The sequence below is a fragment of the Bifidobacterium indicum genome (assembly GCF_036987015.1).
Classification (GTDB): Bacteria; Actinomycetota; Actinomycetes; order Actinomycetales; family Bifidobacteriaceae; genus Bombiscardovia; species Bombiscardovia indica.
The window spans coordinates 58,610-72,783 of the sequence record NZ_BTXM01000001.1; the positions used below are offsets into that span (position 1 = coordinate 58,610).

Consider the following 14,174-nt stretch of genomic DNA (forward strand, 5'->3'; position numbering starts at 1 on the left):
CCGCCGGTCAAGGAACCCGTCCAGGTCCGTTCACTGGACCTTGGGCCCATCCATGTGCCCACCCCGGTCATGCTCTCGCCCATGGCGGGGGTGACCAACTGGCCCTTCCGCCTGCTCTGTCGTGAATACGGCCCTGATGGTCTCTACGTGGCCGAGATGGTCACGGCCCGGGCCCTGGTGGCCCGCAATCCCAAGGCCTTCCGCCTCTGCAGGTTCGCCCCGGAGGAGAAGGTCCGCTCCCTTCAGCTCTACGGGGTGGACCCCCAGATCATGGAGCAGGCCACCCGGATGGTGGTGGATCGGGGGTGGGCCGACCATATCGATATGAACTTCGGCTGCCCTGTGCCCAAGGTGACCCGCCACGGGGGAGGTTCGGCACTGCCTTGGAAGACCGACCTCTTCCAGGACCTGGTCCATCGGGTGGTGTCGGTCTGTGGGCCTGCCGGGATCCCGGTCACGGCCAAGATCAGGGTGGGCATCGACCAGGACCACCTGACCTTCATGGAGGCGGGGCGCATCGCCCAGGAGGAGGGTTGTGCCGCCGTCACCCTCCATGCCCGGACCACTGCCGAGTATTACGGTGGGCATTCCGACTGGGACCGTATCTCCCAGCTGGTCCAGGCCCTGAGCATCCCGGTCTTCGGCAACGGAGACATATGGACGGCCGAGGATGCTCTGGATATGGTCAGGCAGACCGGGTGTGCCGGCGTGGCCGTCGGCCGTGGCTGCCAGGGCCGTCCCTGGATCTTCGCCGACATCCGTCACGCCCTCCGGGGATCCTCCATCCGTGAGGAGCCCGACCTGGCTCAGGTGGGGCGGATCATGGCCCGTCACGCCCGCCTCCTGGTCGACTTCTATGACGGTGACGAGACCATGGCCGTGCATGACATGCGCAAGCACGTGGCCTGGTACCTCAAGGGGTTTGCGGTCGGGGGAGCGACGCGCCGTGCCTTTATGTCCTGTGAGACCCTGGACCAGTTGGATGGGTGCATTGCCGGCCTGGATCAGGAAATGCCCTATCCGGCGGCTGTGGCCGGCAAGCCCAGGGGTCGGGTCCGGTATGCCAAGAAGGTTCGTCTGCCTTACGGTTGGCTTGATTCCAGAGCAACCACCCACGAGGAACGCCAGGCCCTCTTCGGCAACGACCCCATGGATGCGGCCTACTGAGGGTGGGGATTGGACCCTGGCTCGGGAGGCGGGGACCCGATTGGTGGACCCCGTATCGGGTGGGGTTGTGAATTGTCGTATCCGAAAATACCCGGTTGTGGTTTAGAATATGCGACAGAGACAGCATGGGTCCCCATCCGGTTGGGTCCGGGTTGCGCACAGGAGGTCCGTGCCGGCCATGAGCATTGCTGATGGGTGCCACGTGGGGCAGGAACGCCTATGGGTGAATGCGTGTTGGCGTATATGGTCTGCGCTAGAGTTAAGCGTAAGGTGAGTGACGGGAGCATACTGTGAGCGAGATTGCCCAGACTGACAATTTCAATGACAAGACCAACATCAAGGTCGTCGGTGTTGGCGGCGCAGGCGGCAACGCGGTCAATAGGATGATTGCTGAGGGCCTGCAGAACGTCGAGTTTGTGGCCATCAATACGGACGCCAAGGACCTGCTGCGATCCGATGCCGACGTGAAGATCTCCCTGTCCGACAGCAACAGTCGTGGGCTGGGTGCGGGTGCCGACCCCGAGAAGGGTGCCAAGGCGGCCCAGGATCACCAGTCCGATATAGAAGAGGTCCTCAAGGGATCCGACATGGTCTTCGTCACCGCTGGCGAGGGCGGCGGCACCGGCACGGGGGCCAGCCCCCTGGTCGCCCGGGCTGCCAGGCAGCAGGGTGCCCTGACCATCGCCGTGGTCACCAGGCCCTTCACTTTTGAGGGGCCCAGGCGTTCGGCTTCCGCCGAGTCCGGTATCGAGAACCTCCGCAAGGAGGTCGATGCCCTGATCGTCATCCCCAACGATCGCCTGCTCGATCTTTCCGACCGCACGGTCTCGGTCATGGATGCGTTCAAGACCGCCGATACCGCCCTCCTGGCCGGTGTCCAGGGCATCACCGACCTGATCACTATGAACTCCTACATCCATGTCGATTTCTCCGACGTGACCGCCATCCTCAAGGATGCCGGCACCGCCCTCTTCGGCATCGGTGCCGCTCGTGGCGAGGACAGGGCCACCCAGGCCGCCGAGATCGCCATCAGCTCCCCCCTGCTGGAGGAGAGCATCGAGGGTGCCCACGGTGCCCTGATCAACGTTGCCGGACCCACTGACCTGACCATGCAGGAGGCTTCCGCGGCCGCCCAGCTGGTTCAGGACGCCATCCACCCCGAGGCGCAGATCATCTGGGGCCTGGCCCTGGACGACGCCTATGGGGACGAGGTCCGTGTCACCGTGATCGCCGCAGGTTTCGACCCCAACGCCAAGAAGGATGAGGAGGAAACCCAGGCTGCGCCCGCCCACCAGGCAACCGCCTCCGATCCGGCCCCTTCCGTGCCCCCACTTCAGGAGGCCTCGGCCGCCCAGCGGGATCAGGCGGTCTCCGATCAGACTTCCGAGCATGAGGTGGTCCCCCCGACGACCGAAGATGATGGGAATTCGGCCGATCCGGGGTATCTTGATATTCCCGATTTCCTTCGGTGATGCGATAAGGAGCAAAGATGGCAGGTTTGATGAAGAACGCGATGTCCTTCCTGGGGATGACCGACGTCGTGGACGATGATGACGAGGTCATGGATGAGGAGGAGACCAGTGACGGTTTCGATACCGATCACTCGGTGACCCCCATGTCCGCCCAGTCATCGGCATCCAGCCAGGATGGGGAGTCCACCCCCTTCCAGAGCCATGTAAACCGCATTACGACCATTCATCCCAAGTCCTACGAGGATGCCCAGATGGTTGGCCGAGCCCTGCGTGACGGGGTCCCGGTGGTCCTCAACCTGACCGGGGTCTCCGAGTCGGTGGCCTACCGGATCGTGGACTTTTCCGCGGGTGTGGTCTTCGGCGTCCGCGGGTCCATCGAACGGGTGACCCCCAGGGTCTTCCTGCTCAGCCCCGCCCAGGTCAACATCAAGGTGGAAGAGGTCGAGTCCTCGTCCACCGCCAAGGGCCTCTTCGCCCAGTGACCGCGTCTTCCCCCGCCCTTCTGCCGGGGCGGATGTTCATCCTTGCGGCCCATTCCCGGAGTTTCATCATATGATCGTCATTCCCTTGCTCCGTTACCTGGTCAGCATCCTCATCGACACCTATCTTCTGGTCCTCTTCATCCGGATGATCCTGGACTGGGCCATGGTCCTGATGCCACGTTGGTATCCCAGGGGTGTCGTCGCCTCCCTGATTCGGGTCGTCTATGCGCTGACGGAGCCCCCACTGCGTTGGCTCCGTCGCTACATCCCGCCCCTGCCCATGGGTCGGATCCAGTTGGACGTCTCCTTCATGGTCCTGTATTTCATCCTGATTGTGATACAGATCCTCATTTGAGGAAGACGGTAAGACGGAGAATCGGCATGCTCCGTGCTAGCATTCAATAAGAGAAAAACAATCGGGCTGAGTGGCTCGAAGCGAGGTGGAGAATCATATGGCTCTTTTGACGCCCAAAGACATACGGGAGCACAACTTCCAAGTAGTGAGGCTTCATGCCGGTTATGACATTGACGAAGTGGATGACTTCCTCGACGAGGTGACCGAGACGGTTGAGGCCCTGGGCAAGCAGGCCATTCAAGGCAGAACGGCTTCGACCCAGTCCCTGGGAACTGACGTTGCTTCCCTGAACTCCAAGATTTCCGATCTGAGCGCCCAGGTGGAGTCCCTCCAGGCCGAGAACCGCGACCTGAAGAACCGTACTGCAAACGGTCAGGCCGCCCAGGCACCGTCCCCCGATGCACAGACCACCCGCCAGCTGGCGGAGGCCGAGGGTCAGGTCAAGACCCTGAGCGGGCAGAACGAGCAGCTGCGTCGCCAGGTCGAGCAGCTGAACTCGCAGATCGACCAGCTGACCGCCCAGGCTGCCAATGGTAACAGCTCCGAGTCACTGGCCAACCAGCTCACCGCGGTCCAGAAGGAGCGCGACGCGGCCCGCCAGCAGGTTCAGAACCTGACCGATGAGCTCAACAAGGCCAAGTCCGACCTGAACACGGCCCAGCAGAGCGTGAATGCGGTCCGCCAGCAGGTGGCCCAGGCCCAGCAGGTCGGCCAGGAGCAGCGGGCCAAGTTCGAGCAGCTCGGCAAACAGTTGGAAGAGTCCCGGAAGCGCGAGGAGCAGTTGCGCGAGCAGGTCTCCAAGGTCGAGCCCTCGACCGAGACCGGCAGCCTGCGCAAGATCGCCGGAGCAGGTGCCGAGGCCAACAGTGAGGCCGGCCGTGCCACCGCCATGCTCACCCTGGCCATGCAGCTGCACGACCAGTATGTCGACAAGGGCAAGGCCAACGCCGCCCAGCTGGTGGACGAGGGCCAGGCCCAACACGATGAGATCGTCAAGAAGGCCGAGGACTACTCCAGGCGCACCCACGCCGAGGTCGACGAGTATTCCAAGAGGGTGCACTCCGAGGCCGACGGATATTCGGAGCGCGTGCGTTCCCAGGCTGACGAGTACTCGGTCAAGACCCGTTCGGATGCGGATACCTACTCCAAGAACCAGCACGACCAGGCCGACGAGTACGAGACCCAGGTACAGACCAGGGCCCAGGAGTATGACAAGAACACCCGTGACGGTGCCGATCGCTATGCGGCAGAGGTCAAGAGCAAGCTGGTCGAGCAGTCCAAGGTGCTCGAGGACAACATCCAGGGACTCAAGCAGTTCGAGGCCGGATACCGCAGCAAGCTGACCGAGTTCCTGAACCAGCTGGTCAACCAGATTTCGGATACCAGCAATTTCCAGTCCATGGAGAAGAACACCGGGGACAACAACTGAGCATCCGGCTGTGAACTCTTCACGACACGTATCCAGACGGCTGCGCCAGCGCGTGGCCGTCTTTGCATGCCTGGCGGCAGTGGCCATCGGCCTGGACCAGGTCAGCAAGGCCCTGGCGCGGATCGTCCTGGCCGATGGTGCCACCCACCCCTTTCTGGGCTCCCTCGTCACCCTGAGACTCCTGCGTAACCCAGGGGCCTCCCTGGGGCTGGGTTCCCGGGCCACCTGGGTCATCTCGATCATCGCCGTCGTGGCCTGCCTGGTCATCATCGTCCTGGCTCTGAAAACGACATCCATGGCCTGGACCCTGGCCCTCTCCCTGGCTTTCTCCGGGGCTGCGGGGAACCTGATCGACAGGGTGGCCTATGCCGACGGCTTCCTGAACGGGAAGGTGGTCGACTTCCTGGATTACGGGTGGTCGGTCGGCAATATCGCCGACATCTATCTCACCGTGGCCGGTCTGGTCATCGTCCTGTTGATCCTGGCCGAAGTGCGGTTCAACCCCGTCGCCGTTGCCAGGCAATCCGATGCCGACACGACGGCTGGGGAGGAGCACGGGGGAGCTGCACTGTGACCAAGCTCCTGCCGGCCCCTGATGCCCTGGTGGGCAAACGTCTGGACATGGCCCTGTCCAAGATGCTGGGCATGTCCCGTGCCAAGGCTTCGGAACTCATCGTCGGCGGCCAGGTGCGGATCATGGGCCGGAAGGTGACCAAGTCCTCCACCCTGCTCAGCGGGGATCTGATCGAGCTGGACCAGCCCGATCCCGTTGACGAGGTGGAACCGGTGGCCGATGACATGCCCGTGGTCTATGAGGACGAGGACGTGGTCGTCGTCGACAAGCCGGTCGGTGTGGCCGCCCACCCTTCGGTGGGGTGGACCGGACCGACCGTCCTGGGCAGCCTCCTCCACCGGGGGACCCACATCACCTCCATGGGGGCCCAGGATCGCCAGGGCATCGTCTCCCGTTTGGATGCGGGTACCAGCGGCCTCATGCTGGTCTGCAAGTCCGACCTGGCCTACAAGGAGATGCGCCGGCAGTTCGCCCACCACGAGGTGGTCAAGATCTATCACGCCCTGGTCCAGGGCAACCTGGTCCAGGACAAGGCGACGATCGAGGCTCCGATCGGGCGGGCCAGGGTCTCCGATTTCCGCTTCATGGTCACCCCGGTCGGCAAGGAGGCCATCACCCACTGGGATGTCATGGAGCGCTTCGGCTCCAGCACCCTGGTCAGTGTGAACCTGGAGACCGGCAGGACCCACCAGATCAGGGTCCACTTCTCATCCATCGGCCATCCGCTGGTCGGTGACCACATGTATGGGGCCAATCCCGACCTGGCCGGACGTCTTGGCCTGACCAGGCAGTGGCTTCACGCCATGCGCTTGGAATTCCGACATCCACGCACCCACATCTGGACCAAGGTGGTCTCCTCCTACCCGGCCGACCTACGCCGGGCCCTGGACCGAGAACGGGAGGAAAGCCTCCAGCGCAAGGACTGACGGGCCCCGGTGGCAACCTGTATACGCAGGGAGCTGACTGCGGCGATTCGGCCAGGGCGACGGCTAGATTGGAGTGTATGTCCTCTTCCCAGTCGAACTTCGTCCACCTGCATACCCATACCCACTATTCCACCCTGGATGGGGCTTCAAAGATCCCCGATCTGGTTTCCGAGGTCAAGGCCCAGGGCCAGCCTGCCGTGGCCATCACGGACCATGGCAACATGCACGGTGCCTATGAGATGTGGCGGACAGCCGTGGATGCGGGTATCAAACCCATCATCGGCATCGAGGCCTACGTGACCCCCGAAACGGCCCGTCAGGACAAGACCAGGGTCCACTGGGGCACCGAGGAGCAGCGTTCCGATGACGTCTCCGGCGGCGGTTTCATCACCCATATGACCCTCCTGGCCAGTGACGACCAGGGGCTGGTCAACCTGATCAAGGCCTCATCGGTGGCCAACCTGGAGGGTTTGGTGGGCAAGTGGCCCCGTATGGACAAGGACCTCCTGTCCACCTACCATCAGGGCGTCATTGCCACGACCGGCTGCCCCTCGGGAATCGTCCAGACCCGGTTGCGCCTGGGCCAGTTCGACGAGGCCTTGAGGGCGGCGGGGGAGTTCCAGGACATCTTCGGCAAGGAGAACTACTACGTCGAGCTGATGGACCACGGTCTGGAGATCGAGCGCCGGGTGACCAAGGACCTTCTGGAGATCGCCAAGCGGCTGGGTGCCCCCCTGGTGGCCACCAACGACTCCCACTATGTTCGTGAGGAGGATGCCTCGGCCCAGGATGCCCTGCTCTGCATCAACTCCGGTTCCCGACTGACCGACCCCGGACGGTTCAAGTTCGGCGGCTCCGGTTACTACATCCGCTCAGCCGAGGAGATGCGTCGGATCTTCAAGGACTTCCCCGAAGCCTGCGACAACACCCTGGAGATCGCCGAACGTTGCAACGTCATGTTCGACGACCATGAGGACGGGGCCTTCATGCCCCGGTTCGACTGCCCCGAGGGGTGGGACGAGACCTCCCTCTTCCTGAGGAAAGTGGACGAGGGGCTGAAAAACCGGTATCCGGATGGGATCCCCGAGGAGGTTTCCCACCAGGCCGACTACGAGTGCGGTGTGATCTGCCAGATGCAGTTCACCGGCTACTTCCTGGTGGTCTCCGACTACATCAACTGGGCCAAGCACCATGGGGTCATGGTGGGGCCGGGCCGCGGTTCCGCCGCAGGTTCCATGGTTGCCTATGCCATGGGGATCACGGAGCTGGATCCTCTGAAGCACGGCCTTATCTTCGAACGCTTCCTCAATCCGGAACGTGTCTCCCTGCCTGATATCGATATCGATTTCGACCCCGACGGCAGGGCCAAGGTCCTGGAATATGTAGCCGACAAGTATGGCTCGGACAAGGTGGCCCAGTGCGTCACCTACGGCACCATCAAGACCAAGCAGGCCTTGAAGGACTCTGCCAGGATCATGGACTACGAGTATGCCATGGGCGACCAGGTGACCAAGGCCCTGCCCCCCTCCGCCAACGGGAAGGACATGAGCCTGAAGGAGATCTTCGACCCCACCTCCAAGCGGTTCGCCGAGGCCAAGGAGTTCCGCGACCTCTACGAGACCAACCCGGACGTGAAGCGTATCACCGAGGAGGCCAAGGGCATCGAGGGGATCATCCGCCAGACCGGTGTGCACGCCTGCGCCACCATCATGGCATCCAACCCCATCACCGACACCTCGCCCCTGATGGAGCGCAACGACGGTACGGTGACCACCACCTTCGAATACCATACCTGCGAAACCCTGGGCCTGGTCAAGATGGACTTCCTGGGGCTGTCCAACCTTTCGGTCATCAGGGATACGATCAACAACATCGAACGGAACGGGAAGGACCCGATCAGCATCGAAAAGGTCCCCCTGGACGACAAGGAGACCTACGAGCTCCTGGCCAGGGGCGACACCCTGGGTGTCTTCCAGCTCGATGGCGATGGGATGCGTTCCCTCCTGAGGATGCTCAAGCCCGATAACTTCAACGACATATCCGCCCTGATCGCCCTCTACCGGCCGGGGCCCATGGATATGAATTCCCACATCAACTATGCCAAGCGCAAGAATGGCCTGCAGAAGATCGAACCCATCCACCCCGAGGTGGCCGAGCCCCTCAAGACCGTGCTGGACGAGACTTACGGTCTGATCGTCTACCAGGAGCAGGTCCAGTCCGCGGCGCGAATCCTGGCGGGCTATTCCCTGGGCAGGGCGGACGTGCTCCGCCGAGCCATGGGCAAGAAGAAGCCCGAGGTCCTGGCCAAGGAGCAGGTTCCCTTCTTCGAGGGGATGAAGGAGCATGGTTACTCCCGGGAGGCGGCTCAGGCCGTCTGGGACGTCCTGGTACCCTTCTCTGGGTATGCCTTCAACAAGGCCCACTCCGCGGCCTACGCCCTGATCGCATACTGGACCGCCTACCTGAAGACCCATTACCCGGTGGAGTTCATGGCCGCCCTCCTGGAGAACGAGCGAACCAACAAGGACAAGACCGCCCTCTACCTGGGTGAGGCCCGGAGGATGGGTATCCAGATTCTGCCGCCGGACATCAACGAGTCCGTGGCGGAGTACTCCGCTGTCGGCGACGTGGTCCGCTTCGGCCTGGCGGCCGTCCGCAATGTGGGTGCCAAGGCGGTCGAGGAGATCGTCAAGGAGCGGTCCGGCCCCCGGGGCAAGTACATCAACTTCATCGACTTCGTCAAGCGGGCACCCATGGACGTCCTCAACAAGCGGACCGTGGAATCCTTGATCAAGGGGGGTGCCTTCGACGGCATCGACCCCAACAGGAGGGCCCTCTTCCAGATCCATGACGAGGCCATCTACCAGGTCATGCCCATCAAGCGCAAACAGGCCGAAGGACAGTTCGACCTCTTCGCCGAGACCGGTGACGGAGAGGACGAGTCCGATGCCCTGGGAGACGCCCAGGTCACCGTCCCCGATATTGATGAGTGGGACAAGTCGACCAAGCTCAACTTCGAGCGGCAGATGCTGGGGCTCTATGTCTCCGACCATCCCCTGAGCGGGATGACCTCTGTCCTGGCCGGAATGAGGGACATGTCGATCGCCCAGCTGCTCAATCGGGCCAACACCATGGGCAACCAGACCGTGACCCTGGCCGGTATGGTCACGGCGGTCGACAGGCGCGTCTCCAAGAAAGGGAACCCCTGGGCCATCATCACCATCGAGGATCTGGAATCCTCGATACAGTGCATGTTCTTCGGAAAAGTATACGAAGCCAACGCCGATGACCTCTCCCTGGACTCGATCATCCGGGTACGGGGGCAGGTGGAGTTGCGTGACGAGGCGACCAGCCTGCGTGTCACCGACATGGAGGTCCCCATGCTGGAGTCGGCCGACGAGAGGCCCCTGACCATCACGCTGCCGCGGACCGCCCTGGACCGTGGACGGATGCAACGGCTGGCCCAGATTCTGAAGACCCATCCCGGGTACTGTCAGGTCAGACTGGCCGTGACCGACGACAAGGGCAACGTGCGCATGCTGACCTTCGGGGATGGGTTCCGGACCACCCACGACACCTCCATGCTGGCTGAGATCAAGTCGGTCTTCGGGCCCTCCTGCCTGCCGTCCGCCTAGGTTTTACCCCCGAACCGTCTCACCATATGGGATGGTGACGAATCACCCGTGTTGGTGACACAAAAGTTCACTACCATCGAGGTATGTCAAACCTCATGATGAGAACCATGGACCTGCGTGGGAAGAGCATGTCCCGCGCCCAACTCCTCGCCGCCATGCCCAGGGCCGATATGGGCACCCGCGAGGCCGGCAGCCAGGTGCAGCCCATACTGGACCAGGTACGTAAGCGGGGCGCCGCCGCCCTGCGTGATCTGGAGGAGAAGTTCGACCATGTGCGTCCCCATGATCTGAGAGTGCCCGCCTCGGCCATGCAGGAGGCCCTGGAGGGGCTGGACCCCAGGGTCAGGGATGCCATCGAGGAGTCCGTCGCCCGCATTCGCAAGGTCTGCACCACCCAGGTGCCCGAACCCATGGCCACCGACCTGGCCCCCGGTGCCAGGGTCAGCGAGCGGTGGATCCCGGTGGAGCGGGTCGGACTTTATGTGCCTGGTGGCAAGGCCCTCTATCCCTCATCGGTCATCATGAATGCGGTGCCTGCCCAGGTGGCCGGTGTCGACTCCCTGGCCGTGGCCACGCCTCCCTCTTCCGATGACCCCCGTGGTCTTCCGGCGGCGATCATCCTGGCCACCTGCGCCATCCTGGGTGTGGACGAGGTCTACGCCGTGGGCGGGGCCCAGGCCGTGGCCATGTTCGCCTATGGGGCCAAGGGCTCCGAACCCCAGGATGGGGAGATTCTCTGCGATCCGGTCGATAAGATCACCGGCCCGGGCAACATCTTCGTGGCCACGGCCAAGCAGATGGTCTCCGGCATGGTGGGCATCGATGCGGTGGCAGGACCCACCGAGATCGCCATCCTTGCCGACGGCCAGGCCAACCCCGAATGGGTGGCGGCCGACCTGATCGGTCAGGCCGAGCACGATGAGCTGGCCGGGTCGGTCCTGATCACCGACAGCCCGGACCTGGCCCAGGGGGTCCAGGAGGCCCTGGGGCACAGGGTGCCACGGACCGAGCACGCCGAGCGGGTTCGTACCTCCCTGGGCGGCAGCCAGTCGAGAATCATCCTGACCGACGGGATCGACCAGTCCATCGCGGTGGCCAACGCCTACGCCGCCGAGCACCTGGAGATCCAGACGGCCGACCCCGACCCGGTCATCGACCGTATCCGCAACGCCGGCGCCATCTTCCGCGGTCCTTACTCCCCGGTGCCCCTGGGCGACTACATGTCCGGGTCCAACCACGTCCTGCCCACGGGCGGCACGGCCCGGTTCGACGTGGCCCTGGGCGTCCACACCTTCATGAAGCCCGTGGAGGTCATCGAGTACGACAGGGAGGGACTCAAGCCCATAGCGGCCAAGATCAACGATTTCGCTGTCTCCGAGGACCTGCCTGCCCACGGTGAGTGCATCCTGAGCAGGTTCCTGAATGACCCCTACGACAAGGCCGACCTGGAGTCCAATGAAGAGAAGGCCGGTCTGCGGTGAGTGCCATCCCCGCCGATCTGCCCCTCCGCTCGGACCTGGTCGGGGAGGAGCCCTATGGTGCTCCCCAGCTTGATGTTCCCGTCTGTCTGAACGTCAACGAGAACCCCTATCCCCTGGACCCGGAGGTGGTCGAGGCCATCTGCAGGCGCGTCCGCAAGGTCGCGCCCGGCCTCAACCGATACCCGGACAGGGAGCACGAGGACCTGCGCCGGGCCTTGGCGGACTACCTGAAGGGGGAGTCCCGGGCCTGCCTGGGGCCTGAGCAGGTCTGGGCGGCCAACGGATCCAACGAGATCATGCTCCAGCTCTTCCAGGCCTTCGGGGGCCCGGGCAGGACCGTACTGGGCTGCGATCCGACCTACTCCATGTACCCCGAGTACGCCAGGGACACCTTCACCAACTGGGAGCTGGCCCACCGGCTGTCTGATTTCAGCCTGGACATGGACACCACCATCGAACGAATCAAGGCACTGGGCCCCGCCATGGTTCTGGTCACCAGCCCCAACAATCCCACCGGAACCCCCCTCCCCATGGAGAATCTGACCAGGCTCCTGGAGGTCTGCTCCCAGATCCGGGTGGCGGGAGCCGGTCCACAGGCCCGGCCCATCGTGGTGGTGGACGAGGCCTATATCGAGTTCCGCGATCCGGGCACCCCCTCCGCGGTCAGCCTGATCGGTCGATACGACCACCTGGCGGTCAGCCGGACCATGTCCAAGGCCTTTGCCTTCGCCGGTGCCAGAGTGGGGTACCTTGCGGCATCAAGGGAAATCATCGATGCCGTCCGCATCGTCCGGATGCCCTACCATCTGAGTGCCCTCACCCAGGCCGCCGCCCTGGCTGCCCTGGAGCACACGGACCTCCAGCTGGCCCGGGTGGACCAGCTCCGCAGGGCCCGCCGGGCGACCGCCGAGTGGCTGGCCGGTCAGGAGTACCATGGTCGACCACTGACCGTGGTGCCATCGGCATCCAATTTCATCCTCTTCGGCACCTTCCCGGACCGAGATGCCATCTTCGAGGCCATGAAGGACCAGGGTGTGCTGATCCGGGCCGTTGGCCCCGAGGGCTATCTGCGTGTCTGCATGGGCACTGACGCTGAGATGGAACGGTTCCGCCAGACCCTGGTCGGGGTCCTGGAAGGGTCGTAGGGGGTGGTGGACCAGCGGCACGGCTATGCTGTGGTCTAGACGTCGCGCCTGACGACCGGATGGGGCCAGGCCCTGAAGGGGCCGATGGGGTCCGTGGGATGGGCCGGTGCGCACGGCAGAAAGCAGAGGAGCAACATGGCAGGCAGAACAGCCACCATCACCCGCCAGACCAGCGAATCCAAGGTGAGTCTGAGCCTGGACCTGGACGGTACCGGGGTGACCGATATCGATACTTCGGTTCCCTTTTATGACCACATGATGACGGCCCTGGGCAGGCACTCACTGATCGACCTGACCATCGAGGCCAGCGGGGACACCCCGATCGATGTCCACCACACGGTCGAGGATGTGGCCATCGTCTTCGGTGAGGCCCTGGCCCGGGCCCTCGGCGACAAGCGTGGCATCAGGCGGTTCGCCGATGCCACCGTCCCCCTGGATGAGGCCCTGGCCCGTGCCGTGGTCGACATCTCCGGCAGGCCCTACGCGGTGTGCACCGGGGAACCCCAGGGATTCGAATACGCCATGATCGGCGGGCATTTCACCGGTTCCCTGGTCAGGCATGTCATGGAGTCCATCGCCATGCACGCCGGCATCTGCCTCCACCTGACCCTCCTGGCCGGGCGGGACCCCCACCACATCGCCGAGGCCGAGTTCAAGGCCCTGGCCCGGGCCCTGCGCTTCGCGGTCGAGCCCGATCCCAGGGTGGAGGGCATTCCCAGCACCAAGGGGTCGCTATGAGTGCCGACGAGAACAAGGACCGGAGGAACGAGGGTCTGCCGGATTCGGGCCATCATCTGAGCGACGAGGAGATCGAACAGGCCATGGCCGGTTTCGAGGCCGAGTTCAGCGAGGACCAGGGCCAGGGCAGCGGGGACTCCAATGAGGATTCCGGGGATGGGACGCAACCTGATCCCGCCACGCATCCCGAGTCCGCCGACGGGTCCGCGGCGGGGCTGAGGGAGGCTGAAGGGGCGTCCTCCGACTTTGATCAGGAACTTGAGGGTCTGATCGGTAACCGGGCCAAGGCGGCCGTCATGGTGACCCGTCTGGCCTCGGCCGAACTTCTGGCTGCCTTCTGCCAGCTTTCTGACATTTCCGCCTGGTGCATCCAGGCCCGTGAGGGTGCCGTGGCCGTTCTGCGCAACCTGGACGGGGACGGGCCCGAGACAGCCATCCGCGACCTGACAACGGTTGTTTCCGGGCTCAGCGCCATCCTGGCCGTCAACAGGGCAGACAAGCTCGAGGTGACCCTCTGGATCAACGGTCAGTCCGGGCAGACCTTTGCGCCTCCCATGCTCTTTGCCTCCACGCCCGACTTCGTGGAGGACCTGATGATCGGGACCATCACGGTGGACGGGCTGCGCGAGGACGGGGCCACGATGTTCGACTCAGGCGACTACAACCGCGAGAAGGCCATGGGCATCATCGCCGCGCACACCAGATTCGGAACAGGCGGTTCGGCCCGGAAGGGTCGCGTCGAGTAGAGGTTCAGGACACAACCTGCAAGG

12 protein-coding genes are annotated in these 14,174 nt (G+C 63.9%); all 12 read left to right on the forward strand.

The genetic code is table 11. The annotated features are described in order from the left end of the window. The first annotated feature begins 69 nt into the window (after window positions 1-69). The 12 genes from dusB (at window position 70) to AACP59_RS00290 (ending at window position 14,150) form a co-directional block, all read left to right on the forward strand. Window positions 70-1,167 carry a tRNA dihydrouridine synthase DusB gene (gene dusB, locus AACP59_RS00235; protein ID WP_370465975.1) on the forward strand — a complete coding sequence of 366 codons (1,098 nt, stop codon included), beginning with the start codon at window positions 70-72 and terminating at the stop codon, window positions 1,165-1,167. Between the two features lie 290 nt (window positions 1,168-1,457). Beyond that, window positions 1,458-2,639 (forward strand): cell division protein FtsZ, encoded by a 1,182-nt coding sequence (ftsZ, locus tag AACP59_RS00240; RefSeq protein WP_297316573.1) that lies wholly within the window; start codon window positions 1,458-1,460, stop codon window positions 2,637-2,639. A gap of 17 nt (window positions 2,640-2,656) precedes the next feature. Continuing rightward, window positions 2,657-3,121, forward strand: a complete 465-nt coding sequence (locus AACP59_RS00245) for a cell division protein SepF (RefSeq protein ID WP_297316572.1) — start codon at window positions 2,657-2,659, stop codon at window positions 3,119-3,121. A gap of 70 nt (window positions 3,122-3,191) precedes the next feature. Beyond that, a complete protein-coding gene (locus AACP59_RS00250) occupies window positions 3,192-3,476 on the forward strand; it encodes a YggT family protein (protein WP_297316571.1) in 285 nt (94 codons plus the stop codon). 97 nt (window positions 3,477-3,573) lie between these two features. Next, a complete protein-coding gene (locus AACP59_RS00255; RefSeq protein ID WP_297316570.1) occupies window positions 3,574-4,905 on the forward strand; it encodes a DivIVA domain-containing protein in 1,332 nt (443 codons plus the stop codon). Between the two features lie 10 nt (window positions 4,906-4,915). Continuing rightward, window positions 4,916-5,479, forward strand: a complete 564-nt coding sequence (locus tag AACP59_RS00260; protein WP_297316569.1) for a signal peptidase II — start codon at window positions 4,916-4,918, stop codon at window positions 5,477-5,479. Next, window positions 5,476-6,405: an RluA family pseudouridine synthase gene (locus AACP59_RS00265; RefSeq protein WP_339349287.1), complete on the forward strand. Its 930-nt coding sequence runs from the start codon at window positions 5,476-5,478 to the stop codon at window positions 6,403-6,405. Before AACP59_RS00260 ends, AACP59_RS00265 begins: the two co-directional genes overlap by 4 nt. Window positions 6,406-6,482: 77 nt before the next feature. Next, a complete protein-coding gene (gene dnaE / locus AACP59_RS00270) occupies window positions 6,483-10,040 on the forward strand; it encodes a DNA polymerase III subunit alpha (protein ID WP_297316567.1) in 3,558 nt (1,185 codons plus the stop codon). Between the two features lie 83 nt (window positions 10,041-10,123). Continuing rightward, complete coding sequence (gene hisD, locus AACP59_RS00275; RefSeq protein ID WP_339349289.1) at window positions 10,124-11,521, forward strand: histidinol dehydrogenase; 1,398 nt, start codon at window positions 10,124-10,126, stop codon at window positions 11,519-11,521. Further along, the gene (locus AACP59_RS00280) at window positions 11,518-12,666 is read left to right on the forward strand and encodes a histidinol-phosphate transaminase (protein WP_297316565.1); all 1,149 of its coding nucleotides are present in this window, start codon (window positions 11,518-11,520) and stop codon (window positions 12,664-12,666) included. The genes hisD and AACP59_RS00280 overlap by 4 nt, the downstream gene beginning before the upstream one ends. A gap of 135 nt (window positions 12,667-12,801) precedes the next feature. Continuing rightward, window positions 12,802-13,404 carry an imidazoleglycerol-phosphate dehydratase HisB gene (hisB, locus tag AACP59_RS00285; protein WP_297316564.1) on the forward strand — a complete coding sequence of 201 codons (603 nt, stop codon included), beginning with the start codon at window positions 12,802-12,804 and terminating at the stop codon, window positions 13,402-13,404. Continuing rightward, entirely contained in the window at window positions 13,401-14,150 is a 750-nt protein-coding gene (locus AACP59_RS00290; protein ID WP_339349291.1) for a hypothetical protein, read from the forward strand. Before hisB ends, AACP59_RS00290 begins: the two co-directional genes overlap by 4 nt. Window positions 14,151-14,174: the final 24 nt, after the last annotated feature.

Coding starts and splice junctions, on each gene's coding strand:
- dusB (WP_370465975.1), top strand. CDS start 70: ATGCTCTCGCCCATGGCGGGGGTGACCAACTGGCCCTTCCGCCTGCTC.
- AACP59_RS00245 (WP_297316572.1), top strand. CDS start 2,657: ATGGCAGGTTTGATGAAGAACGCGATGTCCTTCCTGGGGATGACCGAC.
- AACP59_RS00250 (WP_297316571.1), top strand. CDS start 3,192: ATGATCGTCATTCCCTTGCTCCGTTACCTGGTCAGCATCCTCATCGAC.
- AACP59_RS00255 (WP_297316570.1), top strand. CDS start 3,574: ATGGCTCTTTTGACGCCCAAAGACATACGGGAGCACAACTTCCAAGTA.
- dnaE (WP_297316567.1), top strand. CDS start 6,483: ATGTCCTCTTCCCAGTCGAACTTCGTCCACCTGCATACCCATACCCAC.
- hisD (WP_339349289.1), top strand. CDS start 10,124: ATGTCAAACCTCATGATGAGAACCATGGACCTGCGTGGGAAGAGCATG.
- hisB (WP_297316564.1), top strand. CDS start 12,802: ATGGCAGGCAGAACAGCCACCATCACCCGCCAGACCAGCGAATCCAAG.
- AACP59_RS00290 (WP_339349291.1), top strand. CDS start 13,401: ATGAGTGCCGACGAGAACAAGGACCGGAGGAACGAGGGTCTGCCGGAT.